This window comes from Pseudomonas sp. St29 (assembly GCF_001547915.1).
Lineage (GTDB): Bacteria > Pseudomonadota > Gammaproteobacteria > Pseudomonadales > Pseudomonadaceae > Aquipseudomonas.
In genome coordinates, this window is the sequence record NZ_AP014628.1 from 276182 (window position 1) to 302323 (window position 26142).

Below are 26142 nucleotides of genomic sequence, written 5' to 3' on the forward strand. Positions count from 1 at the left end.
CGCCGCCGCCTCTGCGGCCACCAGGACCCTGTGTTTCAGGAGCCCCGTGCAAGGGTTGAACCCTGTTCTAAGCTCACAGTCGTAACGTCACGGGCGCTACGAACACGCACAAGGAGTCTGCATGACCGGTCTCAATTCGAAGTGGATGGTGGGGCTGGGGCTGCTGGCTCTGCTCGGTGGCTGCGGGGCGGAAAAACCGACCGAGAAGGAGCACCCGCGGGTGCGGATCCAGTCGGTGCAGAGCAGCGATTTTGCGCCTTCGGTGACCCTCACCGGCGACATTCAGGCCCGGGTGCAGACCGAGTTGTCGTTCCGTGTGGGCGGCAAGATCATCCAGCGCCTGGTGGATGTCGGCGACCGGGTGTCTGCCCGGCAGGTGCTGGCCCGGCTCGACCCCAAGGACCTGCAGACCCAGGTCGACTCCGCCGCCGCCTCGGTGTTCGCCGAGCAGGCCCGGGTCAAGCAGGCCGGTGCGGCCTTTGTCCGCCAGCAGAAACTCTTGCCCAAGGGCTACACCAGCCAGAGTGAATACGACTCGGCCCAGGCCGCCCTGCGCAGCAGCCAGAGCGCCTTGAGCGCGGCCCAGGCGCAACTGGCCAATGCCCGCGAACAGTTGGGCTACACCGAGCTGGTGGCCGAGGCCCAGGGGGTGATCACCGCGCGCCAGGCCGAGGTCGGCCAGGTGGTGCAGGCCACCATGCCGATCTTCAGCCTGGCCCGGGACGGCGAGCGCGACGCGGTGTTCAACGTCTACGAGTCGCTGTTGATGGAGCCGCCGGGCCAGGAAACCATCCACATCAGCCTGCTGGACAACCCCAAGGTCACCACCACCGGCAAGGTCCGCGAAGTGACCCCGGTGGTTTCGGCCCAGAGCGGCACGGTGCAGGTCAAGGTGGTGCTCGACGCATTGCCGGCGGGCATGGACCTGGGGTCGGTGGTCAGTGCCACGGCCCGGGCCAACGGCAAGGCCAGCGTGGTGCTGCCCTGGTCGGCGTTGACCAAGAACCTCAGCGAACCGGCGGTGTGGCTGGTGGGCGAAGACGGCAAGACCTCGCTGCACAGCGTCAAGGTCGGGCGTTACCTGACCGGCAAGGTGATCATCAGTGATGGCCTCAAGGGCGGCGAAAAAGTGGTGGTGGCGGGCGGGCAGTTGTTGCATCCGGGGATGAAGGTGGAGATTGCCGCCAGCCACAACGATCAGGGAGCGCAGCCATGAAGCGCCTGCTGCCACTGTTGTGCGCCGCCGCCCTGCTGCCGGGCTGCTCCAGGGAAGAACCGGCACCGGAGCCGGTGCGTCCGGTGCTGTCGATCCGGGTGGTGTCGCAGTCCGAGGAAAGCCTGGGGCGCTTTGCCGGCAACATCCAGGCCCGTTATGAAACCAACCTGGGCTTCCGGGTGCCGGGGCGCATCGCCAACCGTGCTGTCGATGTCGGCGCCGAAGTCGGCCCCGGTGACCTGCTGGCGACCCTCGATCCCACCGATCAGCAGAACCAGCTGCGGGCCGCCCAGGGCGACCTGGCCAAGGTCGAGGCGCAGTGGATCAACGCCCAGGCCAATGCCCGACGCCAGCAGGAGCTGTTCGACCGTGGCGTCGGCGCCCAGGCGCAACTGGATATCGCCCAGACCGACCTGAAGACCACCGGCGCCGCCCTGGATCAGGCCAAGGCCGCGCTGCGCCAGGCCCAGGATCAGCTCAACTACAGCCAGCTGCGCAGCGATCACGGCGGCGTGGTCACGGCCTGGAACGCCGAGGCCGGGCAGGTGGTGACGGCCGGCCAGCAGGTGGTGACCCTGGCCCGGCCGGAGATCAAGGAAGCGGTGATCGACCTGCCGGCGACCCTGGTGGACCAGCTGCCGGCGGATGTGGAATTCAAGGTCGCGGCGCAACTGGATCCGAGCCTCAGCACCACCGCCACGGTGCGCGAGATCGAGCCCCAGGCCCAGAGCGCGACCCGCACCCGTCGCGCACGCCTGACCCTCAAGGACACCCCCGAGGCCTTCCGCCTGGGCACCGCCATCAGCGTGACCCTGAGCTCGGCCATCGAACCGCGTACCGAGCTGCCCCTGAGCGCCCTGCAAGAGGTGGCGGGCCAGACCCGGATCTGGGTCATCGATCCGCAAAGCCAGACCGTCGCCCCGCGTGAGGTCAGGGTGCTCAGCCGCGACAGCGATTCGGCGCTGATCGGCCAGGGCGTCAAGCCCGGCGAGCGGGTGGTCAGTGCCGGGGTCAACAGCCTCAAGCCGGGGCAGAAAGTCAAAATCGACGAGGATCGCGCGCAATGACCCCTGCCAGCAAAGGAAGCTTCAACCTCTCCGAATGGGCGATCAGGCATCAGTCCTTCGTCTGGTACCTGATGTTCGTCGCGTTGCTGATGGGGGTGTTTTCCTACCTGAACCTGGGGCGCGAGGAAGACCCGTCCTTCACCATCAAGACCATGGTCATCCAGACCCGCTGGCCCGGCGCGACCCAGGAAGAAACCCTGAAGCAGGTCACCGACCGCATCGAGAAAAAACTCGAAGAACTGGATTCGCTGGACTATGTGAAAAGCTATACCCGCCCCGGCGAGTCGACGGTGTTCGTCTACCTGCGCGACACCACCAGTGCCAAGGACATTCCCGAGATCTGGTACCAGGTGCGCAAGAAGATCAACGACATCCGCGGCGACTTTCCCCAGGGATTGCAGGGCCCGGGCTTCAACGATGAATTCGGCGATGTGTTCGGCTCGATCTATGCCTTTACCGCCGACGGCCTGAGCATGCGCCAGCTGCGTGACTACGTGGAGCAGGTACGCGCCGAGATCCGCGAAGTGCCGAACCTGGGCAAGGTGGAGATGGTCGGCGAGCAGGACGAAGTCATCTACCTGAACTTTTCCACGCGCAAGCTGGCGGCCCTGGGCATCGACCAGCGCCAGGTCCTGCAAAGCCTGCAAGCGCAGAACGCGGTGACCCCGGCCGGGGTGATCGAGGCCGGGCCGGAGCGGATCTCGGTGCGCACTTCCGGGCAGTTCGCCTCGGAGAAGGACCTGGCCACGGTCAACCTGCGGCTCAATGACCGCTTCTATCGCCTGGCCGACATCGCCGACATCAGCCGCGGCTACGTCGACCCTTCCACGCCGCTGTTCCGCTTCAACGGCCAGCCGGCCATCGGCCTGGCGATTGCCATGAAGAAGGGCGGCAACATCCAGGACTTCGGCAAGGCCCTGCATGCGCGCATGGATGAGCTGACCGCCGACCTGCCGATCGGCATCGGCGTGCACAAGGTGTCCGACCAGGCCGAGGTGGTGCAGGAGGCGGTGGGCGGCTTCACCAGTGCCCTGTTCGAGGCGGTGATCATCGTCCTGGTGGTGAGCTTCATCAGCCTCGGGGTGCGCGCCGGGCTGGTGGTGGCCTGCTCGATCCCGCTGGTGCTGGCCATGGTCTTCGTGTTCATGGAGTACAGCGGCATCACCATGCAGCGGATCTCCCTGGGGGCCTTGATCATCGCCCTGGGGCTGTTGGTGGACGACGCCATGATCACCGTGGAAATGATGGTCACGCGCCTGGAAAAGGGCGAGAGCAAGGAGCAGGCGGCGACCTTCGCCTACACCTCCACCGCCTTCCCGATGCTCACCGGGACCCTGGTCACCGTGGCCGGCTTCGTGCCCATCGGCCTCAACGCCAGCTCCGCTGGTGAGTACACCTTCACCCTGTTCGCGGTGATCGCCGTGGCCATGCTGGTGTCGTGGATCGTCGCGGTGCTGTTCGCCCCGGTGATCGGCATCCACATTCTCAGCACCAACGTCAAACCCCACTCCGAGGAGCCGGGGCGCATCGGTCGGGCCTTCAATGGCGGCCTGCTGTGGGCCATGCGCAACCGCTGGTGGGCGATCGGCATCACCGTGCTGTTGTTCGCCGCCTCGGTGTTCGGCATGCGCTTCGTGCAGAACCAGTTTTTCCCGTCTTCCGACCGGCCGGAAATCCTGGTGGACCTCAACCTGCCGCAGAACGCCTCGATCAACGAGACCCGCCTGGCCGTGGACCGCCTGGAAGCGACCCTCAAGGACGACCCGGACATCGAGCGCTGGAGCACCTACATCGGTGAAGGCGCGATCCGTTTCTACCTGCCCCTGGACCAGCAACTGCAGAACCCCTACTACGCCCAGCTGGTGATCGTCAGCAAGGGCCTGGAGCAGCGCACGGCCCTGACCGAGCGTTTGCGCAAGCGCCTGCGCGAAGACTTCGTCGGCATCGGCAGTTACGTACAGGCCCTGGAAATGGGCCCGCCGGTGGGGCGGCCGATCCAGTACCGGGTCAGCGGCAAGGACATCGATCAGGTGCGCAAGCACGCCATCGACCTGGCCACCGAACTGGACCAGAACCCGCACATCGGCGAGATCATCTACGACTGGAACGAGCCCGGCAAAGTGCTGCGCATCGACATCGCCCAGGACAAGGCGCGCCAGCTCGGGCTGTCCTCGGAGGATGTGGCGCGGCTGATGAACAGCATCGTCAGCGGCTCCACCGTGACCCAGGTGCATGACGACATCTACCTGATCAACGTGGTCGGCCGCGCCGACGACAATGAACGCGGCTCCCCGGAAACCCTACAGAACCTGCAGATCGTCACCCCCAGCGGCACGTCGATTCCGTTGCTGGCCTTCGCCACCGTGGGCTACGAGCTGGAGCAGCCGCTGGTATGGCGTCGCGACCGCAAGCCGACCATCACCATCAAGGCCGCGGTGCGCGACGCGATCCAGCCCACCGACCTGGTCAAGCAGCTGAAACCGACGATCGACCGCTTCGCCGCCAGCCTGCCGGCGGGCTACTCGGTGGCCACCGGCGGCACCGTGGAGGAAAGCGGCAAGGCCCAGGGCCCGATCGCCAAGGTGGTGCCGCTGATGCTGTTCCTCATGGCGACCTTCCTGATGATCCAGCTGCACAGCGTGCAGAAGCTGTTCCTGGTGGCCAGCGTGGCGCCCCTGGGACTGATCGGCGTGGTCCTGGCCCTGGTGCCCACCGGCACGCCCATGGGCTTTGTGGCGATCCTCGGGATTCTCGCGCTGATCGGCATCATCATCCGCAACTCGGTGATCCTGGTGACCCAGATCGATGATTACGAGCGCGAGGGCTATCACCCCTGGGACGCGGTGCTGGAAGCCACCCACCACCGGCGCCGACCGATCCTGCTGACCGCGGCGGCGGCCAGCCTGGGGATGATCCCGATTGCCCGGGAAGTGTTCTGGGGGCCGATGGCCTACGCCATGATCGGCGGCATCATCGTCGCCACCTTGCTGACCCTGCTGTTCCTCCCGGCGCTGTACGTGGCCTGGTACAAGATCAAGGAACCGAGCCAAGACACCCCCCGCCCCACAGCCATGTAGGCGCTGGCTTGCCAGCGAAGAGGCCCGGGAGGCGGGCGGCTGATCCGGAACCGCCTTCGCCGGCAAGCCGGCTCCTACGAGGTTGGCGGTAGTGCGAATGGCGTCGGCAGCCCACGGCCATGTAGGAGCTGGCTTGCCAGCGAAGGGGCCCGGGAGGCGGGCGGCTGATCTGGAACCGCCTTCGCCGGCAAGCCGGCTCCTACGAGGTTGGCGGTAGTGTGAATGACGTCGGCAGCCCACGGCCATGTAGGAGCTGGCTTGCCAGCGAAGGCCCGGGAGGCGGGCGCTTGATCCGCAAGCGCTTTCGCCGGCAAGTCGGCGCCTACGGGGGAGTGGGGCGGGAGGGCTCAGGCCTTGCGCCAGACGCTGGCCAGCCAGGGTTGCTGTTCCCGGGGCAGGCCGGCGGGGCGGTAGTAATGCTCCAGCTCGACAAAGCCTGCCTCGGTCAGCAGCGCCTGCCAGGCCGCGAGGTCGTGGTAGGCGCCATAGCGCGGGCCGTTCCAGCCTTCCTGGTTGTCGCCGCGCGGGTTGGAGCTGAACAGCACGCCACCGTCCTTGAGGCTGGCATGCAGTTGCTTGAGCACCCGCGGCAGTTCCTGGCGGGGAATGTGAAACAGCACCGCGTTGGCGAAGATGCCGTCGAAGTGCTCCGCGGGCAGGTCAAGCTTGAGAAAGTCCTGCTGCCAGACCTCGCAGCCGCTGTCGTCCCGGGCCATCTGGGCGAAACGCTCGCAACCGTCGAGGCCGATGGCGACATGGCCCAGGCGAGTGAAGGTCTGCAGATCGCGCCCCGGACCGCAGCCAAAATCCAGCACGGTGAAGGGCGCCGGGCCCTGGATATGCCGCAGCAGCGCGTCGATGTTCTGGCTGACGTCGTGGTCGCGGGTGCCTTCACGAAAGTCTTCGGCCACCTGCTGGTAGTGGCCGAGGGTGGTGGCGGTGATGGTGTCTAGGTCGTCTGGAGCAAGTTTCATGGCGGGCTGCATGGCGTGAAGAGGAATGGCCCGAATATACCCCATGCACCCTGTAGCCGCTGCCGCAGGCTGCGAACGGCTCCGCAGGAGACGCCGCTCTTGAGGGCCTCGCAAGGTCCTGCGGACCTTGTCGCAGCCTGCGGCGGCTACACGGGGTGCCACTAGCGCTTGTTCAGCACCCGCGCCAGTCGGTCGCCGCCCAGTTGGATCGCCGCCACCAGGATCACCAGCAGCACGATCACCGTGAGCATGATCTGGCTGTCGAAACGCTGGTAACCGTAGCGGTAGGCAATGTCCCCCAGCCCGCCCGCGCCAATCGCCCCGGCCATGGCCGAGGAGTTGATCATGGTCACCAGGGTGATGGTGAAGCCGCCGACGATGCCCGGCAGCGCTTCCGGCAGCAGCACGTGCCAGACGATGTGCCAGCGTCGGCAGCCCATGGCCTGGGCCGCTTCGATCAGGCCGTGATCGACTTCCCGCAGGCTCACTTCGGCGATGCGCGCAAAGAACGGTGTGGCGGCGATGGTCAGCGGCACCACCGCCGCCCACACGCCGTAGGTGGTGCCGACGATCAGCCGGGTAAAGGGGATCAGCGCCACCATCAGGATCAGGAACGGGATCGAGCGGAACAGGTTCACGAAAGCCCCGAGGGCCCGGTTCAGGTGCGGCGCCTCGTAGATCCCGCCCTTGCCGCTGGTGACCAGGATCACCGCCAGGGGAATCCCCGCCAGCAGGGCGATCAGCGAGGACACGCCGACCATCAGCAGGGTGTCGAGGACGCCCTGCAACAAGCGATCAAACCACATAGCCCAGTACCTCCACTTGCTGTGCCCATTGCCCGGCACGTTGACGCAGTTCCGCCGCCCCCAGGGACGAGCCCTGGACGGCCAGCAGCAGCTGCCCCAGGGCGTGGCCCTGAATGCGTTCGACGCCACCTTGCAGCAGGCGCACGCGGCCGCCCAGGGCGCCGAACAGCGCCGCCAGGTCCGGCTCTTCTGTCTGGCTGCCGGTAAAGCGCAGGCTCAGCACCACGGCGGCCTCGGACGATTGCGCATGACTGCGCAAACGGCTTTGCAGCTCAGGCGGCAGGCCGTGCTGCAGGGGCGCCAGCAGGGTCTTGCTGACCTCGTGTTGCGGGTGGCCGAAGACTTCCCAGACCGGCCCCTGTTCGACGATGCGCCCGTGCTCCAGCACCACCACCCGGTCGCAGATCTCGCGGATCACCGCCATCTCGTGGGTGATGAGGATGATGGTCAGGCCCAGGCGCTGGTTGATCTCTTTGAGCAGGGCGAGGATCGACTGGGTGGTTTCCGGGTCCAGGGCCGAGGTGGCTTCGTCGCACAGCAGGATCTCGGGATCGTGGACCAGGGCCCGGGCGATGCCCACCCGCTGCTTCTGGCCGCCGGACAGTTGCGCCGGGTAGGCCTGGTGCTTGTCCTTGAGGCCCACCAGTTCCAGCAGTTCGCGGACCTTGCGCTGGCGCTCGGCCTTGGGCACCCCGGCCACCTTCAGCGGCAGCTCGACGTTGTGCCACACGGTCTTGGCCGACATCAGGTTGAAGTGCTGGAAGATCATGCCGATGCGTCGGCGCAGGGCCACCAGCCGGTCTTCGTCGAAGTCGCCGATGTCCACCTGGTCGATCAGCACCCGGCCGCTGCTGGGTTGCTCCAGGCGGTTGATGGTGCGGATCAGCGACGATTTGCCGGCGCCGCTGCGGCCGATGATGCCGAACACTTCGCCGCGCTGGATCGAAAGGTCGATGCCGTGCAGGGCCTGCACCGGACCCTGCTGGCCCTGGTAGGTCTTGCCCAGGCCGATGAAGCGCACCTGGGCGCGGTTCAGCTCGGGGTGCAGCTCGGTCTGCTCGGCGCTCTTTGGCGCAGGTTCCGGCAGCTTGCGCTGCAGCGTCGCGGCACTCATCTCAACCTTCCCAGCCGGCTTGGTAGAGCTTGCCGTGGGCTTTATCCAGGGCGGCGCGAACGGCAGGCGAGTGCTGGTAGATATCGACGAACTTGATCAGCCGCGGGTCGTTCTTGCTCTTGGGCTGGATCACGAACTGGATCACGTATTCCTTGTGGTCCAGGCCGTCGAACAGCAGCGCCGAGCCGGCGTCGAAGGTCTTGGCCAGACGGATGTAGGCCGGGTAGCCCTGGACCAGGTCGGCGTCGTCATAGGCGCGCACCAGTTGCACGGCTTCGACCTGGAGGATCTTGATCTTCTTCGGGTTGCTGACGATGTCGTCTTCGGTGGCCTTGTAGCCCACGCCCGGCTTGAGGGTGATCAGCCCGGCCTTGGCCAGCAGTTGCAGGCCGCGTCCGCTGTTGATCGGGTCGTTGGCGATGGCCACGCTGGCGCCTTCGGGCAGCTCGGCGAAGCTTGTGTATTTCTTCGAGTACAGGCCGACGTTGTTGATGATGCCCGGGGCGAAGGGCACCAGATCGAAACCGGCGGCGGCCTTGGCGTTTTCCAGGAAGGGGATGTGCTGGAAGTAGTTCACGTCGATGTCGCCGGCGGCCAGGCTGACGTTGGGCGCGATCCAGTCGGTGAACTCCACCAGCTGCACCTTCAGGCCCTGCTTGCCGGCCTCTTCCACGGCGGCCTCCAGGGGGATGGCGAAGGCGGCGGTGGTGCCGACCTTGAGCGGTGCGTCGGCGGCGAACACGGCGCTGCTGAACAGGCCGAGGGCGAGGGCCAGGGCTTTGACCGGGTGGCGCAGGAGCGTGGTTTTCATGGTGGTTACTTCCAGTCAATCCGAATGAGGAGGTTGAACAATTGCGTTTGGGTGTGGCGAAGACCGCTGTCTGTGGCGAGGGCGCTTGCTCCCGCTGGGCCGCATCGCGGCCCTGGACCCAGGCGCCACGGTGTTGCAGGCATACCGCGCCGTCCGGGTTTGGGCTTGCTGCGCAAGCCAGCGGGAGCAAGCTCCCTCGCCACAGGGTGGTCAGCGGCGGTAGGCCGCGCCGGTGTGTCGTTCGGGTAGTTTGCGGCCTTCGTGAAACAGTTTTTCCCGCAGGGTGCCCTCGTCGTAGGCGGTCTTGTAGGAGCCGCGTCGTTGCAGTTCGGGGATCACCAGGTCGATGAAGTCGACGTAGCTTTCCGGGGTGACGATGCGGGTCAGGTTGAAGCCGTCCAGGCCGGTTTCGGCGATCCAGGATTCCAGCTCGTCGGCCACCTGCTGCGGCGAGCCGACCACGGTGAAGTAGCGGCCGCCCAGGGCGTGCTGCTCCAGCAGCTTGCGCCGGGTCCAGTCGTTGTTCTGCAGGTGCTTGGTGGCCGACTGGATGGCGTTGCTCTTCACGTACTGGATAGGTTCGTCGATCTCGTATTGGGAAAAGTCGATCGCGGTGGACGCGGAAAAATGCGCCACCCCGGCCTCGGCGCTGGCGTAGCGGCGGTACTCGGCGTGCTTCTGCCAGGCCAGTTCCTCGGTCTGGCCAACGATCACGTTGAGGCCCATGAACACCTTGATGTCCTCGGGATTGCGCCCGGCGGCCACGGCGCTGGCGCGGACCTTGTCCACCTGGGCCCTGGTCGCCGCCTTGTTCTGCCCACTGATGAACACGCACTCGGCGTGGCGCCCGGCGAACAGCAGGCCGCGATCCGAGCTGCCGGCCTGGAACAGCACCGGGGTGCGCTGCGGTGACGGCTCGCACAGGTGATAACCGCTGACCTGATAGAACTCGCCCTGGTGCTCGACCTTGTGCACTTTGTCCGGCTGGGCATAGACGCGCTGCTCGCGGTCATCAAGCACCGCGTCGTCTTCCCAGCTGCCTTCCCAGAGCTTGTACAGCACCTCCAGGTACTCATCGGCCTGGTCGTAGCGACGGTCGTGCTCGATCTGCTGCTTCAGGCCCATGGCCTGGGCGGCGCTGTCCAGGTAGCCGGTGACGATGTTCCAGCCGACCCGGCCACGGCTCAGGTGGTCGAGGGTGGAAAGGCGCCGGGCGAACAGGTAGGGCGCCTCGTAGGTGAGGTTGGCGGTGAGGCCGAAGCCCAGGTTCTTGGTCACTGCCGCCATGGCTGAAACCAGCAGCAGTGGGTCGTTGACCGGCAGCTGGATCGACTCCTTGAGGGTCACGTCCACCGAGTTCTGGTAGACGTCGTAGACCCCGACGATGTCGGCGATGAACAGCCCGTCGAACAGCCCGCGCTCCAGCAGCTGGGCCAGTTCGGTCCAGTACTCGAGGGTCTTGTACTGGGTCGAGTTGTCCCGCGGGTGGGTCCACAGGCCGTGGTTGATGTGCCCGACGCAGTTCATGTTGAAGGCGTTGAGCAGGATCTTCTTCTTGGCGGTTTCAGGCGCGGCCATCAGATGGTCCCCCGCAGTGGCGGGTTCTGCTGGTTGAGGTAGTAGTTGCCCACCGCGTGGTACTTCCAGCGCACCGGGTCGTGCAGGGTGTGCACCCGGGCGTTGCGCCAGTGGCGGTCCAGGCCGTGCTCGGCCAGGGTCGCCTGGCTGCCCGCCAGTTCGAACAGGGTGCTGCCGGCGGCCAGGGAGATTTCCGTGCTCAGGGCGCGGACCTCGGCCACGGCGATGGAGGCGGCGGCCACGGTGTCGGCGTTGGTCTCGGCCTGGGCCCGGTCGAGGAATTCCCCGGCGCGCTCCAGCAGGGCTTCGGTGGCGTGCAGGCGGATGCTCAGCTGGCCGAAGCTCTTGAGGGTCAGCGGGTCGTCGGTGGCCTTGTCGGTGCCGGAGTCGATCCATGGCCGGGTCTTGGTGCGCACGAAGCGCAGGGCGTCTTCGTAGGCGGCGCGGGCGATGCCGGTGTCGATGGCGGCGTGGAGGATCTGCGCCAGGGGACCGACCGGGGTCGGGCGTTCGAAGGCGCTCTGGAACGGCACCACGTCGGCCTCGTCCACCGCGACGTTTTCAAACAGCACCGAGCCGCTGCCGGTGGTGCGCTGGCCGAAGCCGCTCCAGTCGTCGATCACGCTCAGGCCCTGGGCGTCGGCGGGGACGAAGGCCAGTTGCTGCACGCCGTGCTCATCCACCACCGAGGTGGGAATGCGCTGGGCGTAGATGGCGCCGGTGGCGTAGAACTTGCGCCCGTCGATGCGGTAGCCCTGGCCGCTGCTGTCGCGGCTCAGGCGGGTGGTGCGGTCGTGGGCGGTCTTGGTGCCCAGCTCAGCCAGGGCATTGCCGAAGCGGCGGCCGGCCAGGACTTCGGCGTACAACCGCTGCTTCTGCGGCTCGCTGCCGTTCACCCGCAGCACTTCCAGGGCGTAGAAATGGTTCTGCGGGATCTGCCCCAGGGAGGCGTCGGCCTCGGCGATCAGGGCGATGACCTTGGCCAGGGTGACGTTGGACACCCCGGCGCCGCCGTATTCCTTGGGCACGCTGATGCCCCACAGGCCGGAGCGGCTGAAGGCTTCCAGCTCGGGATGGGGCAGGCGCCGTTCACGGTCGCGCAGGGCACTGTCGCGCTTGAAGTCTTCCGCCAGGTCGCTGGCGACAATCAGGGCTTGTTCGTCGCTGGTGATGACCGCGACGTGTTGAGCAAGAGACATGTGTTTCTCCAGAGATCTGGTCAAAAGCGTTCTGGGCGGTTAAATCCAGGAATGCCGGGCCGGCAGCGTGCCGTTCAGGTGGTAGGCGCCGACGGCGTGGTACTTCCAGCGCACCGGGTCGTGCAGGGTGTGCACCCGGGCATTGCGCCAGTGGCGGTCGAGGTTGAATTCGGCGAGGGTGGCGCGGCTGCCGGCCAGCTCGAAAAGCTTTTCGCTGGCCAGCAGCGAGATCTCGGTGGTCAGTACCTTGGCTTCGGCCACGGCGATGGAGGCGCGGGCGGCGGACTCGGCGGTGATCGGCGCCGCGCTGACCTGGTCCAGCACTTGCCCGGCCTTGCGCAGCAGGGCCTCGGCGGCGTGCAGTTCGATCTGCAGCTTGCCGATGTCGGCGATCACATACAGGTCGTCGCTGGCGCGCTCGACGTTGGCGTCGATCCACGGGCGGGCCCGTTCACGCACGAAGCGGATAGCGTCGGCCACGGCTTCCCGGGCGATGCCGGCATCGATGGCGGCCTGGATCAGTTGCGACACCGCGCCCTGGATATTCGGCGACTCGTTGATCCGCCAGTTGTCCAGCACCAGCTCGGACTCGACCCGCACATCGTTGAGCAGGATGGTGCCGCTGGCGGTGGTGCGCTGGCCGAAGCCCGACCAGTCGTCGACGATGCGCAAGCCTGGGGTGCCACGGCGGACGAAGGCCAGCACCTGGCGACCTTCCTCGTTCAGCGCCTTGACCGCCACCCAGTGGGCGAACAGGGCGCCGGTGGAGTAGAACTTCTGGCCGTTGATCACATGGCCGTCGCCATCCCTGGTGATCCGCGCCTTGAGTTCCAGGGTGTTCTTGGTGCCGCGTTCCGGGCCGGCATTGCCGATGCGCCAGCCTTCCAGGACGCTTTGCAGCAGCTGTTTCTTCTGCCGCTCGCTGCCGCAGCCGAGGATCAGGCCGAGGAGGCCGAACTGGTTCTGCGGGATCTGCCCCAGGGCCGGGTCGGCCGCGGAAATGATCGCGAAGACCTCGGCCAGGGTGACGAACGACACCTGTGGCCCGCCGTAGGCGCGGGGCACGGCAATGCTGCCCAGGCCGCTGCGGGTGAATTGTTCGATCTGCGCCCAGGGCAGCTTGCGCTGGCGGTCGCGTTGGGCTGCCTGCTGGCGGGCCGCGTCGGCCAGTTCATGGGCGGCTTGCAGGGCTTCGGCGTCGTTGCGCAGTACCCGAGCGGGCAGCAAAAGGGGAGCAATATCCAGGTCACTCTGGACCTGGGCTTCGATCAGACTGGACATCAGCGCCACTCCTTGGCTGCACGCAATGCCCTGGCGATCTGCACTGGGGTGATTGTGTTCCGGACCATACCTACCTCACATCTTTTGGATAGGCCGCGTCATGCGGCGAAATCAGAATCAAGAATGTCCGGTGGTCCGGTGCATATACCCTAAGCGCGTATAAAAATTAAATAAACTAACTTTTAGGAATATGAATAGAAGGGCTTTACGTATACGGCAGGATGGCCGGTTGCGGCCCAGTGGCTGCGGGCTGGCGCGGTGTGCGGCAGACGCCGGCGAGCATTTTTCGTCGGTGCAAAAGAACACGGGCAGGGGGATGCAAGCACGCGAAGTGAGGCGATCGGCGCTGAGCGTTCAGGCGCCGCCGCAGGCGTTACTGGTACTGATCCAGCTCGTGGGTGAGCGATTGCAGCAGTGACTCGGGGGGCAGCAACAGGCCTTGTCCGTCCGCATCCGCAAACACCAGGCAGAGCCTGGCGTCGCGCTGCATGCCAGGCAGCCAGTGGGAGAGGAAATGGCCCAGCTCAATGGGCTTGGGTTCAAAGCCGTGCCATGGGCCGTGGGCGCACCAGGCGGCGAACTCCGCCTCTGGCCAGAAGGCGATGGCGATGGCGCTGGCCTGGGCGGAGCCGGCGGTGGCCCAGCCGTCAGCGAACAGCCCCCAGATGACCTGGAAATCCGCCACCTTGCGAATCAAGTAGTCACACCGCGCCTGGGGCGAGAGCCGGAGCAGGTTATGGATTTTCTGCGGCGCCAGCATCAGGCCTCCATGGCCTGGAAGGGGAGCGGGCAGCCGGCTAGGGGAGTTTCAAGCTTCATGTGCCGGGGTGGAGAAACTTGCTGAGGAACTGGCGGGTGCGCTCGTGCTGGGGGTTGGCGAACAGCGCCTTGGCTTCGCCCTGTTCGACGATCACCCCCTTGTCGAAGAAGATCACCCGATTGGCCACGTCCCGGGCGAAGCCCATTTCGTGGGTGACGATGATCATGGTGCGTTTCTCTTCGGCCAGGCTGCGGATGGTGGCCAGGACTTCGCCCACCAGTTCCGGGTCCAGGGCCGAAGTCGGCTCGTCGAACAGGATCACTCGCGGTTCCATGGCCAGGGCCCGGGCGATCGCCACCCGTTGCTGCTGGCCACCGGACAGGCGCCTCGGGTAGCTGTCTTCCTTGCCCGCCAGGCCGACCTTGGCCAGCAGCGCACGACCCAGGGCAACGGCCTGTTCCCGTGGGGTCTTCTTCACCACCAGCGGGCCTTCGATGACGTTCTCCAGGGCGGTGCGGTGGGGGAACAGGTTGAAGTTCTGGAACACGAAACCCACTTGCTGGCGCAACTGGCGGATCCGGCTTTGTTGCTGGTTCAGGGGGATGTTGCTGTCGATGGCGATGTCGCCGATGCGGATGCGTCCGCTGGTCGGTTCTTCAAGAAAGTTCAGGCAGCGCAGGAAGGTGGTCTTGCCCGAGCCACTGGGGCCGATGATGGCAATCACTTCGCCTTCCTTGACCTGCAGGTCGATGCCATCGAGCACCGTCTGGCCCTTGAACTGCTTGGTCAGTTTTTCCACCACGATCATGGCTTCAGGACTCCTGGTCGTGCCGATTGACCCGCTGCTCCAGGCGGTTCTGCAGGTGCGCGAGCACGCTGGCCAGAACCCAGTAGATCAGCGCGGCGGCAAGATACATGGTGAAGATTTCGAAGGTACGGGCGGTGATCAGCTGCGCCTGGCGGAACAGTTCCGGCACCTGGATGGTGGCAGCCAGGGCGGTGTCCTTGACCAGGGAAATGAAGCTGTTGCCTAGCGGCGGCAGGGCCGTGCGCATGGCTTGCGGCAGGATCGCCCGGCGCAGGGTCTGGGCCCGGGTCATGCCGATGCTGGCGGCGGCTTCCCATTGACCGCGCTCGATGGAACCGATGGCGGCCCGGAGGATTTCACAGGCGTAGGCCGCCATGTTCAGGGAGAAGCCGATCAGCGCGGCGGGCAACGGGTCCAGTTCCAGCCCCAGTTGCGGCAGGCCGTAATAGATCACGAACAGCTGCACCAGCAGCGGCGTGCCGCGAAAGAACGACACGTAGACCCGGGCAATCCAGCTCACCAGGGTCAGGCGCGACAGGCGCATCAAGGCCAGGCCAAAGCCCAGCAGCAGCCCGAAGAACATGCCGCCGAGGCTGAGGATGACCGTGTAATACGCGCCCTTGAGGAGAAATGGCGCTGAATCCAGCGCCAGTTGCAGGCCTGCTTCCATTATTGGGTGACGTCAGCGTTGAAGTATTTTTCCGAGAGCTTTTTCAGCGTGCCGTCGGCCCGCAGTTCCTCGATCGCCTTGTTCACCGCGGCCAGCAGTTCGGGTTCGCCCTTGCGCAGGGCCACACCGGCTTCCTGGCGGGAGAAGGGTTCGCCGGAAACCACCAGGGTGTCCTTGGTTTTCTTGATCAGCTCGAAGGCCGCCAGGCGGTCCACCAGAATGGCGTCGATGCGGCCTACGCGCAGGTCCTGGTACTTGGTCGGATCATCGTCGTAGGTCTTGATGATGGCGTTGGGGACGTTGTCCTTGAGCCATTGCTCGTAGTTGGTGCCCAGGCCCACGCCGACCTTGTGGCCACCCAGGTCGGCGGCCGTCTTGAACTTGCCTTCATCCTTTTTCTGGGTCAGGGCCTGGATCCCGGAGACGGTGTAGGGGGTGGAGAAGTCGTACTTTTTCTTGCGCTCCTCGGAGATGGTCACCTGGTTGATCACCGCGTCCAGGCGCTTGGATTCCAGGGCCGCGAGAATGCCGTCCCACTTGGTCGGCTGCAGCTTGACCTTGACCCCGAGCTTGTTCGCCAGGGCTTCGGAGAATTCCACTTCGAAGCCGGCCAGCTTGCCGTTTTCATCGACGAAGCTGAACGGTGGGTAGGTGCCTTCCAGGCCGACGTTGATCACGCCTGCATCCTTGATCTTCTGCAGTTGCTCGCCGGCAACCGCTTGCCCCATCAGTCCGGCACCGAGGGCCAGGCCCAGTGTGCCAATCAGCAGATTGCGACGCAGTACGGAAAGATTCATGACAAGCCCCTGTGATTTTCTTATGCACGATGCGGGTGGGAGATGCAGGCCAATCGGTGAGCCGAGAGTGACGCCTTATCCTGCCTTAATGCAGCGTATGCGTCTTTTGGCAAATCGGCCTGCGGCGCGACTATAAGGTGACTTTTATAGGTTTAAAAATAATATAAATTCATCTTGTTATTCTTTTTGGTTTGGTTGTCCGCGAGCAGTCTCCTTCCTCGTAGGAGCTGGCTTGCCAGCGAAGGCGCCGTCGAGGGCGGCGCAAGGCTTACGGGCCTCTTCGCCGGCAAGCCGGCTCCTACGCACAACTTCACGGCATTCACCCCGCAGGTGCTGGCTTGCCAGCGAAGGCGCCGTCGAGGGCGGCGCAAGGCTTGCGGACCTCTTCGCCGGCAAGCCGGCTCCTACGCACAACTTCACGGCATTCATCCAGCAGGTGCTGGCTTGCCAGGGAAGGCGCCGTCGAGGGCGGCGCAAGGCTTGCGGGCCTCTTCGCCGGCAAGCCGGCTCCTACGCACAACTTCACGGCATTCATCCAGCAGGTGCTGGCTTGCCAGGGAAGGCGCCGTCGAGGGCGGCGCAAGGCTTGCGGGCCTCTTCGCCGGCAAGCCGGCTCCTACGCAAAACTTCACGGCATTCACCCCGCAGGTGCTGGCTTGCCAGCGAAGGCGCCGTCAAGGGCGGTGCAAGGCTTACGGGCCTCTTCGCCGGCAAGCCGGCTCCTACGCAAAATTTCACCTTCTACGCGAAGGCGCCGGGGTAGGCGAACAGCGCCGGGGCGCCACCGGTGTGCAGGAAGATGATCGGGCCATCGTTGAAACGCTGGCGACCGACGCCATCCAGCAGGCCGGCCATGGCTTTACCGGTGTACACCGGGTCGAGTAACAGGCCTTCCTGGCTGGCCAGCAACTTGACCGCGGCCAGGGTGCCGGCATTGGGTTCGCCGTAACGGGGGGCGAAGTATTCGTCCCACAGTTGCACGTTGAACGCCGCCGGCAGGTTCACTCCCAGCAGCTCGGCGGTGCGTTCGGCCAGGCCCTGGACCTTGGGCCGCTGATCCTCGTCGCTGCGCGAGACGGTCACGCCGATCACCGGCAACTGTGGCAGCACTTCGCTCAAGGCTAGGGCCAGGCCGCTGTGGGTGCCGGCGCTGCCGGAGGCCAGGACCACCGCGGCGAAGTCCAGGCCGCTGTCTTCGATCTGCTGCGCCAGCTCCAGGCCGGCGCGCACATAACCCAGGGCGCCCAGGGCGTTGGAACCGCCAATGGGCACCAGGTAGGGTTTCTTGCCGTTGCTGCGCAGGCGCGCGGCCAGGGCCTGCAATTGTTCGTCGGCCTGGTCGAGGTTTTCCACCAACTCGACCTTGGCGTCGAACAGCTCCAGCAGCAGGCGGTTGCCGTTGCCCAGGTAGTTGGGGTCTTCGGTGCCGATGGGGTTTTCCAGCAGGGCCACGCAACCCAGCCCCAGCTTGGCGGCCAGGGCCGCGGTCTGGCGCACGTGGTTGGACTGGATGGCCCCGGCGGTGATCAGGGTATCGGCGCCCTGGGCCAGGGCATCGGCGGCCAGGTATTCGAGCTTGCGCAGCTTGTTGCCGCCCATGGCCAGGGGCGTGGTGTCGTCGCGCTTGACGTAGATATCGCGCCCGATCCAGGCCGACAGGCGTTCGAGTTTTTCCAGGGCGGTGGTGTGCCCGAGCAGGTCGAGACGGGGAAAGCGGGCAAGCTGTTGTTTGATCATGAGGCCGCACGGAACAGGGAAGGTGCAAGGACTATAGGCAGCGTTATTTGCCCGGGCAACCGCCAATCGCTTATGCGAAAAAGTGCTGTAAACCGAACAATTAGTTCTTAAACCTCGCCCTGGCGGGGCGTAAAGTGATCGCCGTTTGCGCGGCCCGATTGTCCGGCCGCCCGAGTAAGGAGTCTTATCGTGAGCGAGCGTTCCAGCCATTGGCAATTGCAGACCATCGTTGGCCAACTGCGCGATGCCCGTGATCAGTGGCGTACCCGCAACGGTCGGGTCAGCGGCGAGCAGGGCGGGCGTGAGCTGCCGTCGCGAGCGGCCATGGCGGAGATCCTCGAGGCCCTGTGCGGCGCCCTGTTCCCCATGCGACTGGGGCCGGTGGACCTGCGCGAAGAGAGTGAGGACTTTTACGTCGGCCACACCCTGGACGCGGCGCTCAATGCGTTGCTGGCCCAGGCGCGCCTGGAGCTGCGTTACGTGGCCCGGCAGAACGGCGAGGCGGATGCCGAAGTCAACGCCCGGGCGATTCGCCTGATCCAGGATTTCGCCCTGGCCCTGCCGGGCCTGCGGGTGTTGCTGGACACCGACGTGCTGGCCGCCTACCACGGTGACCCGGCGGCCCGCAGCGTCGATGAAGTGCTGCTGTGCTACCCGGGCATCCTGGCGGTGATTCACCACCGCCTGGCGCACCATCTGTACCGTGCCGGCCTGCCGTTGCTGGCGCGGATCAGCTCGGAAATCGCCCACTCGGCCACCGGCATCGACATTCACCCCGGGGCGCAGATCGGCCGCAGCTTCTTCATCGACCACGGCACGGGCGTGGTGATCGGCGAGACCGCGATCATCGGTGAGCGGGTGCGCATCTACCAGGCGGTGACCCTGGGGGCCAAGCGCTTCCCGGCGGACGAAGACGGCCAGTTGCAGAAGGGCCACCCGCGCCACCCGATCGTCGAGGACGACGTGGTGATCTACGCCGGCGCGACCATTCTCGGGCGCATCACCATCGGCAAGGGTTCGACCATTGGCGGCAACGTCTGGCTGACCCGCAGCGTGCCGGCCGGTTGCAACCTGACCCAGGCCAACCTGCAGCACGACGACGGCTCGCAAAAGTAGGACTGGCCTTCTGTAGCCGCTGCCGCAGGCTGCGCTAGGCACCGCAGGGGCCTCGGCGGTGGTGCGATCGCCGGCGAGCCTGCGGCTCGTTCGCAGCCTGCGGCAGCGGCTACAGAGGCGTCCATGCCTCCCGCCGCACCGGCTTCTTGTAGCCGCTGCCGAGCCTGCGAGGCTGGGAAAAGGTCCGCAGGACCTTGCTTGACGATCAACCGCCACACACAGCTGGCAGCGTTTTTTCTGCTGAACGATTCCGTTCGCCATCCGTCATACCCTTCCCTGAGCTAGCGTACTGAACAGTACCGCTGAGCCCTGCGATTAGTCCTCGAGCGCCTATCCATGTTTAACTTGAACGCTCGTTCAAGTTAAACCGGTGGTTCGCTGCCCGCTCACAACAGGAGGCTTGCCTTTGCTGAGTCCGTACATTTCAGCCGTGTTTCATCCCTTCGAGGTGCACCGTTCATGAGTGCGCCATCCAGCTCCGCGAATACTCTGATTCGCATGAACCCTCCGGTGTTCTACTTCGCCGCGAGCTTTATCCTGATCTTCGGCGTGGTGGTGATTTCCATGCCGGAACAGGCCGGCGCCTGGCTCCTGGCGGCGCAAAACTGGGCGGCCAATACGGTCGGCTGGTACTACATGCTGGCGATGACCCTGTACCTGGTCTTCGTGGTGGTCACCGCCTTGTCCGGCTACGGCAAGATCAAGCTCGGTGCCGACCACGACGAACCCGAGTTCAGTTACCTGTCCTGGGCCGGCATGCTGTTCGCCGCCGGGATCAGCATCACCCTGTTCTTCTTCTGCGTTTCCGAACCCCTGACCCACATGCTGCAACCGCCCCAGGGCGAGGCCGGCACCGCCGAGGCGGCGCGCCAGGGCATGCAGTTGCTGTTCCTGCACTGGGGCCTGCACGGCTGGGGGGTGTTCGCCTTCGTCGGCATGGCCCTGGCCTACTTCGCCTACCGGCATAACCTGCCGCTGGCCCTGCGTTCGGCGCTGTACCCGCTGATCGGCAAGCGCATCAACGGCCCCATCGGCTATGCGGTGGACGGCTTCGGCATCATCGCCACGGTGTTCGGCCTGGGCGCCGACATGGGCTTTGGCGTGCTGCACCTGAACTCCGGCCTCGACTACCTGTTCGGCATCGCTCACACCCAGTGGATTCAGGTTGGCCTGATCACCCTGATGATGGGCGCGGCGATCATTGTCGCGGTGTCCGGAGTCGACAAGGGCGTGCGGGTGATGTCCGACATCAACATGCTGCTGGCGGTGGCGCTGCTGTTGTTCGTGCTGTTCGCCGGTCCGACCCAGCACCTGCTCAACACCCTGATCCAGAACCTCGGGGACTATTTGGGCGCGTTGCCGACCAAGAGTTTCGACGTCTACGCCTACAACAAGCCCAGCGACTGGCTGGGCGGCTGGACGGTGTTCTACTGGGCCTGGTGGATTGCCTGGTCGCCGTTCGTGGGGCTGTTCATCGCGCGGATCTCCCGCGGCCGGACCATTCGCGAATTCGTCTTCGGCGTGCTGCTGATTCCCCTGGGCTTCACCCTGGCGTGGATGTCGATCTTCGGTAACAGCGCCATCGACCAGGTGCTCAACCACGGCATGAGCGCCCTGGGCCTGTCGGCCATCGACAACCCGTCGATGACCCTCTACCTGCTGCTGGAAACCTACCCCTGGAGCAAGACCGTGATCGCGGTCACGGTGTTCATCAGCTTCGTGTTCTTCGTCACCTCGGCGGACTCCGGCACCGTGGTGCTCTCGACCCTGTCGGCCAAGGGCGGCAACGCCGACGAGGACGGACCGAAATGGCTGCGGGTGTTCTGGGGCGCGATGACCGCGCTGGTCACCAGTGCGTTGCTGTTCGCTGGCAGCATCGACTCGCTGAAGTCGGCGGTGGTGCTGACCTCGCTGCCGTTCTCGCTGATCCTGCTGCTGATGATGTGGGGGCTGCACAAGGCGTTCTACCTGGAGTCGCAGCGGCGCATTGCCCAACTGCACTCCCTGGCCCCGGTGGCGCCTTCGCGGCGCGGCAAGGGTGGCTGGCGCCAGCGCCTGAGCCAGGCGGTGCACTTCCCGTCCCGGGATGAGGTGTATCGCTTCCTCGACCAGACGGTGCGCCCGGCCATCGAAGAGGTGACCGCGGTGTTCGCCGAGAAGGGCCTGAACGTGGTGACCCAGCCCGACCCGGCCAACGACAGCGTGAGCCTGGAAATCGGTCATGGCGACCAGCACCCGTTCATCTACCAGGTGCAGATGCGCGGCTACTTCACCCCGTCCTTCGCCCGTGGCGGCATGGGGCCCAAAGAGCTGCGCAATCGCCGTTACTACCGGGCCGAGGTGCACCTGGCCGAGGGCAGTCAGGATTACGATCTGATGGGCTACAGCAAGGAGCAGATCATCAACGACATCCTCGACCAGTACGAACGCCACATGCAGTTCCTGCATCTGGTGCGCTGAGCCAGGCGCTCAGGCCCTGGTGAACAGCAGGTAGAGCACCAGGGCCAGCACCGGCACGGCAAACACCAGGCTGCCGACCATCAGTTCCGATCTCAGGGGCTGATGGGCGGTAACCATCCCCACCGCGCCGTTGATCACCGTCAACGCCAGCCACAACCCGGTAAATCCAAAGCCCAATATCGATCGGGAAAAGCCCAGCCGCTCGCCGATGAACAGCAGCAGCGCCAGCAGAATCAGGCCGAAGGTGATGATGATGGTGGTGTGCATGGAAAGCGTCTCCTGCAGGAGCGGTCGGACGATGTCGCGCTGGCCGGCACGGGGTGTTTGTCGACCTGTCCATGGAGCATAGGCGGCAAACCAGACCATCTGATGCAAGGAGACGGGGTTCTTGGTCGGCCAGCCGTCTCCCGTGCTCATGAGCAGGCATTGCGCTATCAGCGTATTGATTAACCAAGTGTGTATAGTGTGTATCACTGCGTGCTGGATTGGATAAGGTGCCTGATGGTTCGGTATCCACAGGGCAGGGTTATGCGCAGTCGGGAGATGATCGGCAAGATTGAGGCGGATGGTTGGTACCTGATTGCCGTGAAGGGCAGTCACCATCAGTACAAGCATCCCTGGAAACCAGGGCGCGTCACTATCAAGCATCCGGATGCGGATCTGCCCAGGGGCACGCTCAACAGCATCTTGAAACAGGCGGGCTTGAAATGAGCCCGTTACTGCATGAGGAGTCCAACGACATGAAATTCCCGGTGGTTCTGCACAAGGATGCCGACTCTGAATACGGGGTGATCGTTCCGGATGTGCCGGGCTGTTACTCCGCTGGTCACACGGTGTCCCAGGCGTTCGAGAACGTGAAGGAGGCGTTGTCCCTGCATTACGCAGGGCTGGTGGCCGATGGCGAGCCTCTGCCGCAGGTGCACGAGATCGATGAGCACCTGGACAACCCCGACTACGCCGGGGGTGTATGGGGCGTGGTGGAGTTTGACGTGACGCCGTATTTCGGCAAGTCGGTGCGCTTCAATGCCACCCTGCCGGAACACCTGCTGGAGCGCATCGATCAGACGGTCAAGCGTGACCAGCGCTACAACTCGCGTTCCGGGTTCCTGGCCGCCGCGGCGCTGCGCGAACTGTCGGCCTGAGGCTAGGTGCTTTCGCGCTCGATCACTCGGCATTGCAGCAGGTTCAGGCGCTGCACCGGCGTGCGGGTCGGCAGCACCCCAAGGCTTTCCAGGACCCGGGTCGCGGCCAGTACGCCGATCTCCAGCGCCGGTGGCTGGATGGTACTCAGGCTCGGCAGCAGCATCTGGGCAAAGGGGTAGTCGCCAAAGCCCAGCACTGCGCAGTCCTCTGGAATCTTCAGCCCGGCGCGTTGCCCCGCCAGCAGGCCGCCGGCGGCCAGGTTGTCGTTGGCGAAGATGATGGCGTCGGGGCGTGGCGAGGCGCTCATCAGGGCCTCCATGGCCTGCTTGCCCGCTTCGAAGGGAGGACGGTCGGGATCCGGGGCAAACACCCGGGGTGGCAACTCCAGCTCTTTCAGGGTGGCGAGATAGCCGTCGCGGCGCTCCAGCGCGCTGTAGTCGCCGGGGGCGCTGTTCTGCACGAAGGCGATGCGCCGGTAGCCCTTGGCGTGCAGGTGGCGAACCGCGCTGACCCCCACTTGAAAGTGGCTGAAGCCGATCTGCATGGGCTGGCGCTGGGGCTGGTAATCCCAGGTTTCGATCAGCGGGATCTCGGCTTCGGCGAGCATCTTTTCCGTGCCCGGGCTGTGGAAGTGGCTGGTCAGCACCAGGGCTGCCGGCGACCAGCCGAGAAAGGCCCGTACCGCGCTCTCTTCCTGTTTCTCGTCGAAGTAGCTGGAGGCCAGCAGCAGCTGATAGCCGTGGCGGCTGAGGGTGTCGCTGAAGCCCTGGATGGTCTGGGCGAAGATCTGTCCGGAAATGTTCGGGATGACCATGGCGACGATTCTGCCCCGGGCCGAGGCCAAGCCGCCGGCCACCAGATTGGGCACGTAGCCGAGTTCGGCCACCACGGCGGCGATGCGTTCCCGACGTTCGGCGGAGACGCTCTCGGGCTGGTTGAAGTAGCGCGACACGGTGATCGCCGAGACCCCGGCCTGGCGCGCCACGGTGTTCAGGGTCACGCGGCCGGCGCCGCGGCGCTTGCGGCCAGGTGCTGGGTCAGTGGTCATGAGCGCTCCTTGGACTTAACCAAAAGGCATATAAGAGTAATTTTTCAGTATTGGACGCTCTATGCAGAGCGCGTCGATACTGGCGATGTTAGCGCTAACAAAGCGTCATGTCTGCTACTCGCTCGAGCGAATGCCCAAGACAGATTTCAGGCGCTGCCGGCGCAGATCGGCAGCGGATCGGGGCATTTTTCAGCAGGTGCAGCATGCAGATATTTCATGGGGAGCAACACCGACTCGCGCATTCGATCCGTGGCACCACGGCCTCGCGCCCGCATCTGGGCTGGCTGTTGGCGGGCCTGGCGGCATTGCCGTTGCCAGCGGCCCTGGCCAGTGAAAGCGCGGCCACGGCGCAGGATCAGGAGCCGACCCTGAAGTCGGTAACGGTCACCGCCACGCGCCGCGAAGAGTCGCTGCAGAAGGTCCCGGTGGCGGTGTCGGTGGTGGATGGCGAGCAGTTGGAGCGCGACAACCGCAACGGCGTGGCGAGCATCGTGCAGCAGGTGCCGTCGCTGAACTTCCGCACCGGGGCCTCGAACAAGGACACCTCACTGTTCATCCGCGGCGTGGGCACCATTTCCACTTCGCCGGGGGTGGAGCCGACGGTTGCGACGGTAATCGACGGTGTGGTCTACGGGCGACCCGGCCAGGCCACCCTGGACCTGCTGGACCTGGAGCGCATCGAGGTGCTGCGCGGGCCCCAGGGCACGCTGTTCGGCAAGAACGCTTCGGCCGGGGTGCTCAATATCGTGACCAAGGCGCCTTCCGCCGAGACCCACGGCTACATCGACCAGTCCTATTACAGCGGCAATGAAAGTCGTACCCGCTTCGGCATTGGCGGCAGCCTGGTTCCCGATGTCCTCAAGGGGTCTGTCACCACCTTGTTCGGCAGTTACGACGGCAATGTGGACAACCGCCACAACGGCCAGGAGGTCAACGGCTACAACCGCAAGGGCGTGCGCGGCAAGCTGGAATTCACCCCCAGCGCCGACCTCAAGTTCACCCTGGCGGCGGACTACATGCAGTCCCATGACGACGCGCCCAATGGCGTGGTCAGCAAGGCCCTGACCCCGGCCTTCGCCAATGCCCTGGGCCCGGTCCGGGCCAGCAGCGACAACCGCGATATCAACACCGATACCCGCACCCATGTGGAGGACATCAACAAGGGCCTGTCCGGCCAGTTGGACTGGAACCTCGGCGACTACACCCTGACCTCGATCACCGCCTGGCGCGGCTGGAACAACACCCAGTACCAGGATGGCGACCGTCTTGGCGCGGTCAGCGCGGCGTTTCCCGGGACCGCCGACAAGGGCGACCTGGACTACAACCAGTATTCGCAGGAGCTGCGCCTGGCCTCGCCCAAGGGGCAGTTCCTGGAGTACGTCGGCGGCCTGTTCTACCTGCATGGCAAGGACGAGGAAACCTACCAGCGCACCCTGACCACCACCACCGGCGTCAATCGCGGGATTGCCGACTACAGCACCACCAACGACAGCTACGCGGTCTTCGGCGAAAGCACCTTGAATTTCACCGAGGACTTTCGCGCTATCGCCGGTTTGCGCTGGACCCATGACGACCTGAAATACGACCACCGTCGGGTGTCGACCTCGGCCACCACGGTCAGCGGGATCCAGCCGGGCACCCGCAGCTCGGGTTCGGTGGACGAGGACGGCTGGTCCGGTCGCCTAGGCCTGCAATACGACCTCAGCGACAGCGTCACCAGCTACCTGACCTATTCCCGCGGCTACAAGGGCCCGGCCTACAACGTGTTCTTCAACATGCAGCCGCGGGACACCAATGCGCTCAAGCCCGAGACGTCCAACACTTGGGAGGCGGGGATCAAGGCCAGCGGCTGGAACAACCGCCTGACCACCAACCTGGCGGTGTTCCACAGCGAGTACGACAACTACCAGGCCAACTTCTTCGACACCGTGGCCGGGCAGGTGGTGACCCGCCTGATCAACGCCGGCCGCGTCAGCAGTGAAGGCGTCGAGCTGGACTACGCCCTGCAGGCCACCCAGCAATTGAAGTTCTCCGGGGCCCTGGCCTACACCCGGGCGCGCATCGATGCGTTCGCCTGCCCGGCGGGCGCCGCCGCTTCCTGCAACGTCAACGGCAAGCCATTGCCCTTCAGCCCGGATTGGAAAAGCTACGTGCGGGCCGACTACAGCATTCCCCTGGATAACGGCCTGGATCTCGAATTGGGCACCGACTACAGCTGGCAAAGCCAAGTGCAGTACGACATCAGCCAAAACCCCGACACCCGGCAGGGCGCCTACGGCATCTGGAACGCCAGCATCGCCCTGGCCGATTACAACGACGGCTGGCGCGTGGCATTGCTCGGCAAGAACCTGGCCGACAAGTCCTATTCGCCGTTGCTGGCCAGTGGCGGCAACTACATCTACCGCGCGGTGCCCCGGGACGACGAACGTTATTTCGGTGTGCAGTTACGCAAGGACTTCTGACCCTTTGCAGGCGCCGGC

The 26142-nt window shown here is 65.3% G+C and carries 22 protein-coding genes; 8 read left to right on the forward strand and 14 right to left on the reverse strand.

Going from position 1 to position 26142, the window contains the following annotated elements; genetic code table 11:
- Positions 1-121 precede the first annotated feature (121 nt).
- Genes PST29_RS01245 through PST29_RS01255 form a run of 3 tightly spaced genes read left to right on the forward strand, consistent with a single transcriptional unit; the run spans position 122 to position 5360 of the window.
- A complete protein-coding gene (locus tag PST29_RS01245; protein ID WP_060842158.1) occupies positions 122-1216 on the forward strand; it encodes an efflux RND transporter periplasmic adaptor subunit in 1095 nt (364 codons plus the stop codon).
- The gene (locus PST29_RS01250; RefSeq protein ID WP_060837005.1) at positions 1213-2283 is read left to right on the forward strand and encodes an efflux RND transporter periplasmic adaptor subunit; all 1071 of its coding nucleotides are present in this window, start codon (positions 1213-1215) and stop codon (positions 2281-2283) included. Before PST29_RS01245 ends, PST29_RS01250 begins: the two co-directional genes overlap by 4 nt.
- Complete coding sequence (locus PST29_RS01255) at positions 2280-5360, forward strand: efflux RND transporter permease subunit (protein ID WP_060842159.1); 3081 nt, start codon at positions 2280-2282, stop codon at positions 5358-5360. Before PST29_RS01250 ends, PST29_RS01255 begins: the two co-directional genes overlap by 4 nt.
- Before the next feature lie 347 nt (positions 5361-5707).
- Here the strand turns inward: PST29_RS01255 and PST29_RS01260 are convergent, their stop codons facing one another.
- The 12 genes from PST29_RS01260 to PST29_RS01315 all read right to left on the reverse strand — a co-directional run bounded on the left by PST29_RS01260 (position 5708) and on the right by PST29_RS01315 (position 17895).
- Positions 5708-6334 (reverse strand): class I SAM-dependent methyltransferase, encoded by a 627-nt coding sequence (locus PST29_RS01260; protein WP_060837007.1) that lies wholly within the window; start codon positions 6332-6334, stop codon positions 5708-5710.
- A gap of 161 nt (positions 6335-6495) precedes the next feature.
- Positions 6496-7140: a methionine ABC transporter permease gene (locus PST29_RS01265; protein WP_060842160.1), complete on the reverse strand. Its 645-nt coding sequence runs from the start codon at positions 7138-7140 to the stop codon at positions 6496-6498.
- Positions 7130-8254, reverse strand: coding sequence for a methionine ABC transporter ATP-binding protein (locus PST29_RS01270; RefSeq protein ID WP_060842161.1), 1125 nt, complete (start codon positions 8252-8254; stop codon positions 7130-7132). Before PST29_RS01270 ends, PST29_RS01265 begins: the two co-directional genes overlap by 11 nt.
- 1 nt (position 8255) lies before the next feature.
- Complete coding sequence (locus PST29_RS01275; RefSeq protein ID WP_060842162.1) at positions 8256-9065, reverse strand: MetQ/NlpA family ABC transporter substrate-binding protein; 810 nt, start codon at positions 9063-9065, stop codon at positions 8256-8258.
- Positions 9066-9275: 210 nt separating this feature from the next.
- Positions 9276-10643 carry an LLM class flavin-dependent oxidoreductase gene (locus PST29_RS01280; RefSeq protein WP_060842163.1) on the reverse strand — a complete coding sequence of 456 codons (1368 nt, stop codon included), beginning with the start codon at positions 10641-10643 and terminating at the stop codon, positions 9276-9278.
- On the reverse strand, positions 10643-11842 hold the full coding sequence (locus PST29_RS01285; RefSeq protein WP_060842164.1) for an SfnB family sulfur acquisition oxidoreductase: 1200 nt from the start codon (positions 11840-11842) through the stop codon (positions 10643-10645). The genes PST29_RS01280 and PST29_RS01285 overlap by 1 nt, the downstream gene beginning before the upstream one ends.
- A 39-nt stretch (positions 11843-11881) precedes the next feature.
- On the reverse strand, positions 11882-13123 hold the full coding sequence (locus PST29_RS01290; RefSeq protein WP_060837013.1) for an SfnB family sulfur acquisition oxidoreductase: 1242 nt from the start codon (positions 13121-13123) through the stop codon (positions 11882-11884).
- 373 nt (positions 13124-13496) lie between these two features.
- On the reverse strand, positions 13497-13883 hold the full coding sequence (locus PST29_RS01295) for a DUF2750 domain-containing protein (protein WP_060842165.1): 387 nt from the start codon (positions 13881-13883) through the stop codon (positions 13497-13499).
- A 55-nt stretch (positions 13884-13938) separates the two neighbouring features.
- A complete protein-coding gene (gene tcyN / locus PST29_RS01300) occupies positions 13939-14691 on the reverse strand; it encodes an L-cystine ABC transporter ATP-binding protein TcyN (RefSeq protein WP_060837015.1) in 753 nt (250 codons plus the stop codon).
- Positions 14692-14695: 4 nt separating this feature from the next.
- Entirely contained in the window at positions 14696-15361 is a 666-nt protein-coding gene (gene tcyL / locus PST29_RS01305; RefSeq protein WP_060837016.1) for a cystine ABC transporter permease, read from the reverse strand.
- Positions 15361-16158 (reverse strand): cystine ABC transporter substrate-binding protein, encoded by a 798-nt coding sequence (gene tcyJ / locus PST29_RS01310; protein ID WP_060837017.1) that lies wholly within the window; start codon positions 16156-16158, stop codon positions 15361-15363. Before tcyJ ends, tcyL begins: the two co-directional genes overlap by 1 nt.
- A 741-nt stretch (positions 16159-16899) precedes the next feature.
- Positions 16900-17895, reverse strand: a complete 996-nt coding sequence (locus PST29_RS01315) for a D-cysteine desulfhydrase (protein WP_060837018.1) — start codon at positions 17893-17895, stop codon at positions 16900-16902.
- Positions 17896-18084: 189 nt separating this feature from the next.
- Here PST29_RS01315 and epsC point away from each other — a divergent pair, with 189 nt between their 5' ends.
- Positions 18085-19011: a serine O-acetyltransferase EpsC gene (epsC, locus tag PST29_RS01320; RefSeq protein ID WP_041115170.1), complete on the forward strand. Its 927-nt coding sequence runs from the start codon at positions 18085-18087 to the stop codon at positions 19009-19011.
- Positions 19012-19509: 498 nt separating this feature from the next.
- Positions 19510-21471, forward strand: a complete 1962-nt coding sequence (betT, locus tag PST29_RS01325) for a choline transporter BetT (RefSeq protein ID WP_162492852.1) — start codon at positions 19510-19512, stop codon at positions 21469-21471.
- Between the two features lie 9 nt (positions 21472-21480).
- Here betT and PST29_RS01330 read toward each other — a convergent pair whose 3' ends face one another.
- A complete protein-coding gene (locus tag PST29_RS01330; protein ID WP_060837020.1) occupies positions 21481-21738 on the reverse strand; it encodes a hypothetical protein in 258 nt (85 codons plus the stop codon).
- A gap of 261 nt (positions 21739-21999) precedes the next feature.
- On the opposite strand from PST29_RS01330, the gene PST29_RS01335 reads away from it, so the two are divergent.
- Positions 22000-22182, forward strand: coding sequence for a type II toxin-antitoxin system HicA family toxin (locus tag PST29_RS01335; RefSeq protein ID WP_060845057.1), 183 nt, complete (start codon positions 22000-22002; stop codon positions 22180-22182).
- A gap of 29 nt (positions 22183-22211) precedes the next feature.
- Complete coding sequence (locus PST29_RS01340; RefSeq protein ID WP_060845058.1) at positions 22212-22613, forward strand: type II toxin-antitoxin system HicB family antitoxin; 402 nt, start codon at positions 22212-22214, stop codon at positions 22611-22613.
- 2 nt (positions 22614-22615) lie between these two features.
- Here PST29_RS01340 and PST29_RS01345 read toward each other — a convergent pair whose 3' ends face one another.
- On the reverse strand, positions 22616-23662 hold the full coding sequence (locus PST29_RS01345; RefSeq protein WP_060842166.1) for a LacI family DNA-binding transcriptional regulator: 1047 nt from the start codon (positions 23660-23662) through the stop codon (positions 22616-22618).
- A gap of 203 nt (positions 23663-23865) precedes the next feature.
- Between PST29_RS01345 and PST29_RS01350 the strand changes: the two genes are divergently transcribed.
- Positions 23866-26124 carry a TonB-dependent receptor gene (locus PST29_RS01350; RefSeq protein ID WP_060842167.1) on the forward strand — a complete coding sequence of 753 codons (2259 nt, stop codon included), beginning with the start codon at positions 23866-23868 and terminating at the stop codon, positions 26122-26124.
- Positions 26125-26142: the final 18 nt, after the last annotated feature.

Coding starts and splice junctions, on each gene's coding strand:
- PST29_RS01245 (WP_060842158.1), top strand. CDS start 122: ATGACCGGTCTCAATTCGAAGTGGATGGTGGGGCTGGGGCTGCTGGCT.
- PST29_RS01250 (WP_060837005.1), top strand. CDS start 1,213: ATGAAGCGCCTGCTGCCACTGTTGTGCGCCGCCGCCCTGCTGCCGGGC.
- PST29_RS01255 (WP_060842159.1), top strand. CDS start 2,280: ATGACCCCTGCCAGCAAAGGAAGCTTCAACCTCTCCGAATGGGCGATC.
- PST29_RS01260 (WP_060837007.1), bottom strand. CDS start 6,334: ATGAAACTTGCTCCAGACGACCTAGACACCATCACCGCCACCACCCTC.
- PST29_RS01265 (WP_060842160.1), bottom strand. CDS start 7,140: ATGTGGTTTGATCGCTTGTTGCAGGGCGTCCTCGACACCCTGCTGATG.
- PST29_RS01270 (WP_060842161.1), bottom strand. CDS start 8,254: ATGAGTGCCGCGACGCTGCAGCGCAAGCTGCCGGAACCTGCGCCAAAG.
- PST29_RS01275 (WP_060842162.1), bottom strand. CDS start 9,065: ATGAAAACCACGCTCCTGCGCCACCCGGTCAAAGCCCTGGCCCTCGCC.
- PST29_RS01280 (WP_060842163.1), bottom strand. CDS start 10,643: ATGGCCGCGCCTGAAACCGCCAAGAAGAAGATCCTGCTCAACGCCTTC.
- PST29_RS01285 (WP_060842164.1), bottom strand. CDS start 11,842: ATGTCTCTTGCTCAACACGTCGCGGTCATCACCAGCGACGAACAAGCC.
- PST29_RS01290 (WP_060837013.1), bottom strand. CDS start 13,123: ATGTCCAGTCTGATCGAAGCCCAGGTCCAGAGTGACCTGGATATTGCT.
- PST29_RS01295 (WP_060842165.1), bottom strand. CDS start 13,883: ATGCTGGCGCCGCAGAAAATCCATAACCTGCTCCGGCTCTCGCCCCAG.
- tcyN (WP_060837015.1), bottom strand. CDS start 14,691: ATGATCGTGGTGGAAAAACTGACCAAGCAGTTCAAGGGCCAGACGGTG.
- tcyL (WP_060837016.1), bottom strand. CDS start 15,361: ATGGAAGCAGGCCTGCAACTGGCGCTGGATTCAGCGCCATTTCTCCTC.
- tcyJ (WP_060837017.1), bottom strand. CDS start 16,158: ATGAATCTTTCCGTACTGCGTCGCAATCTGCTGATTGGCACACTGGGC.
- PST29_RS01315 (WP_060837018.1), bottom strand. CDS start 17,895: ATGATCAAACAACAGCTTGCCCGCTTTCCCCGTCTCGACCTGCTCGGG.
- betT (WP_162492852.1), top strand. CDS start 19,510: ATGAACCCTCCGGTGTTCTACTTCGCCGCGAGCTTTATCCTGATCTTC.
- PST29_RS01330 (WP_060837020.1), bottom strand. CDS start 21,738: ATGCACACCACCATCATCATCACCTTCGGCCTGATTCTGCTGGCGCTG.
- PST29_RS01335 (WP_060845057.1), top strand. CDS start 22,000: ATGCGCAGTCGGGAGATGATCGGCAAGATTGAGGCGGATGGTTGGTAC.
- PST29_RS01340 (WP_060845058.1), top strand. CDS start 22,212: ATGAAATTCCCGGTGGTTCTGCACAAGGATGCCGACTCTGAATACGGG.
- PST29_RS01345 (WP_060842166.1), bottom strand. CDS start 23,662: ATGACCACTGACCCAGCACCTGGCCGCAAGCGCCGCGGCGCCGGCCGC.
- PST29_RS01350 (WP_060842167.1), top strand. CDS start 23,866: ATGCAGATATTTCATGGGGAGCAACACCGACTCGCGCATTCGATCCGT.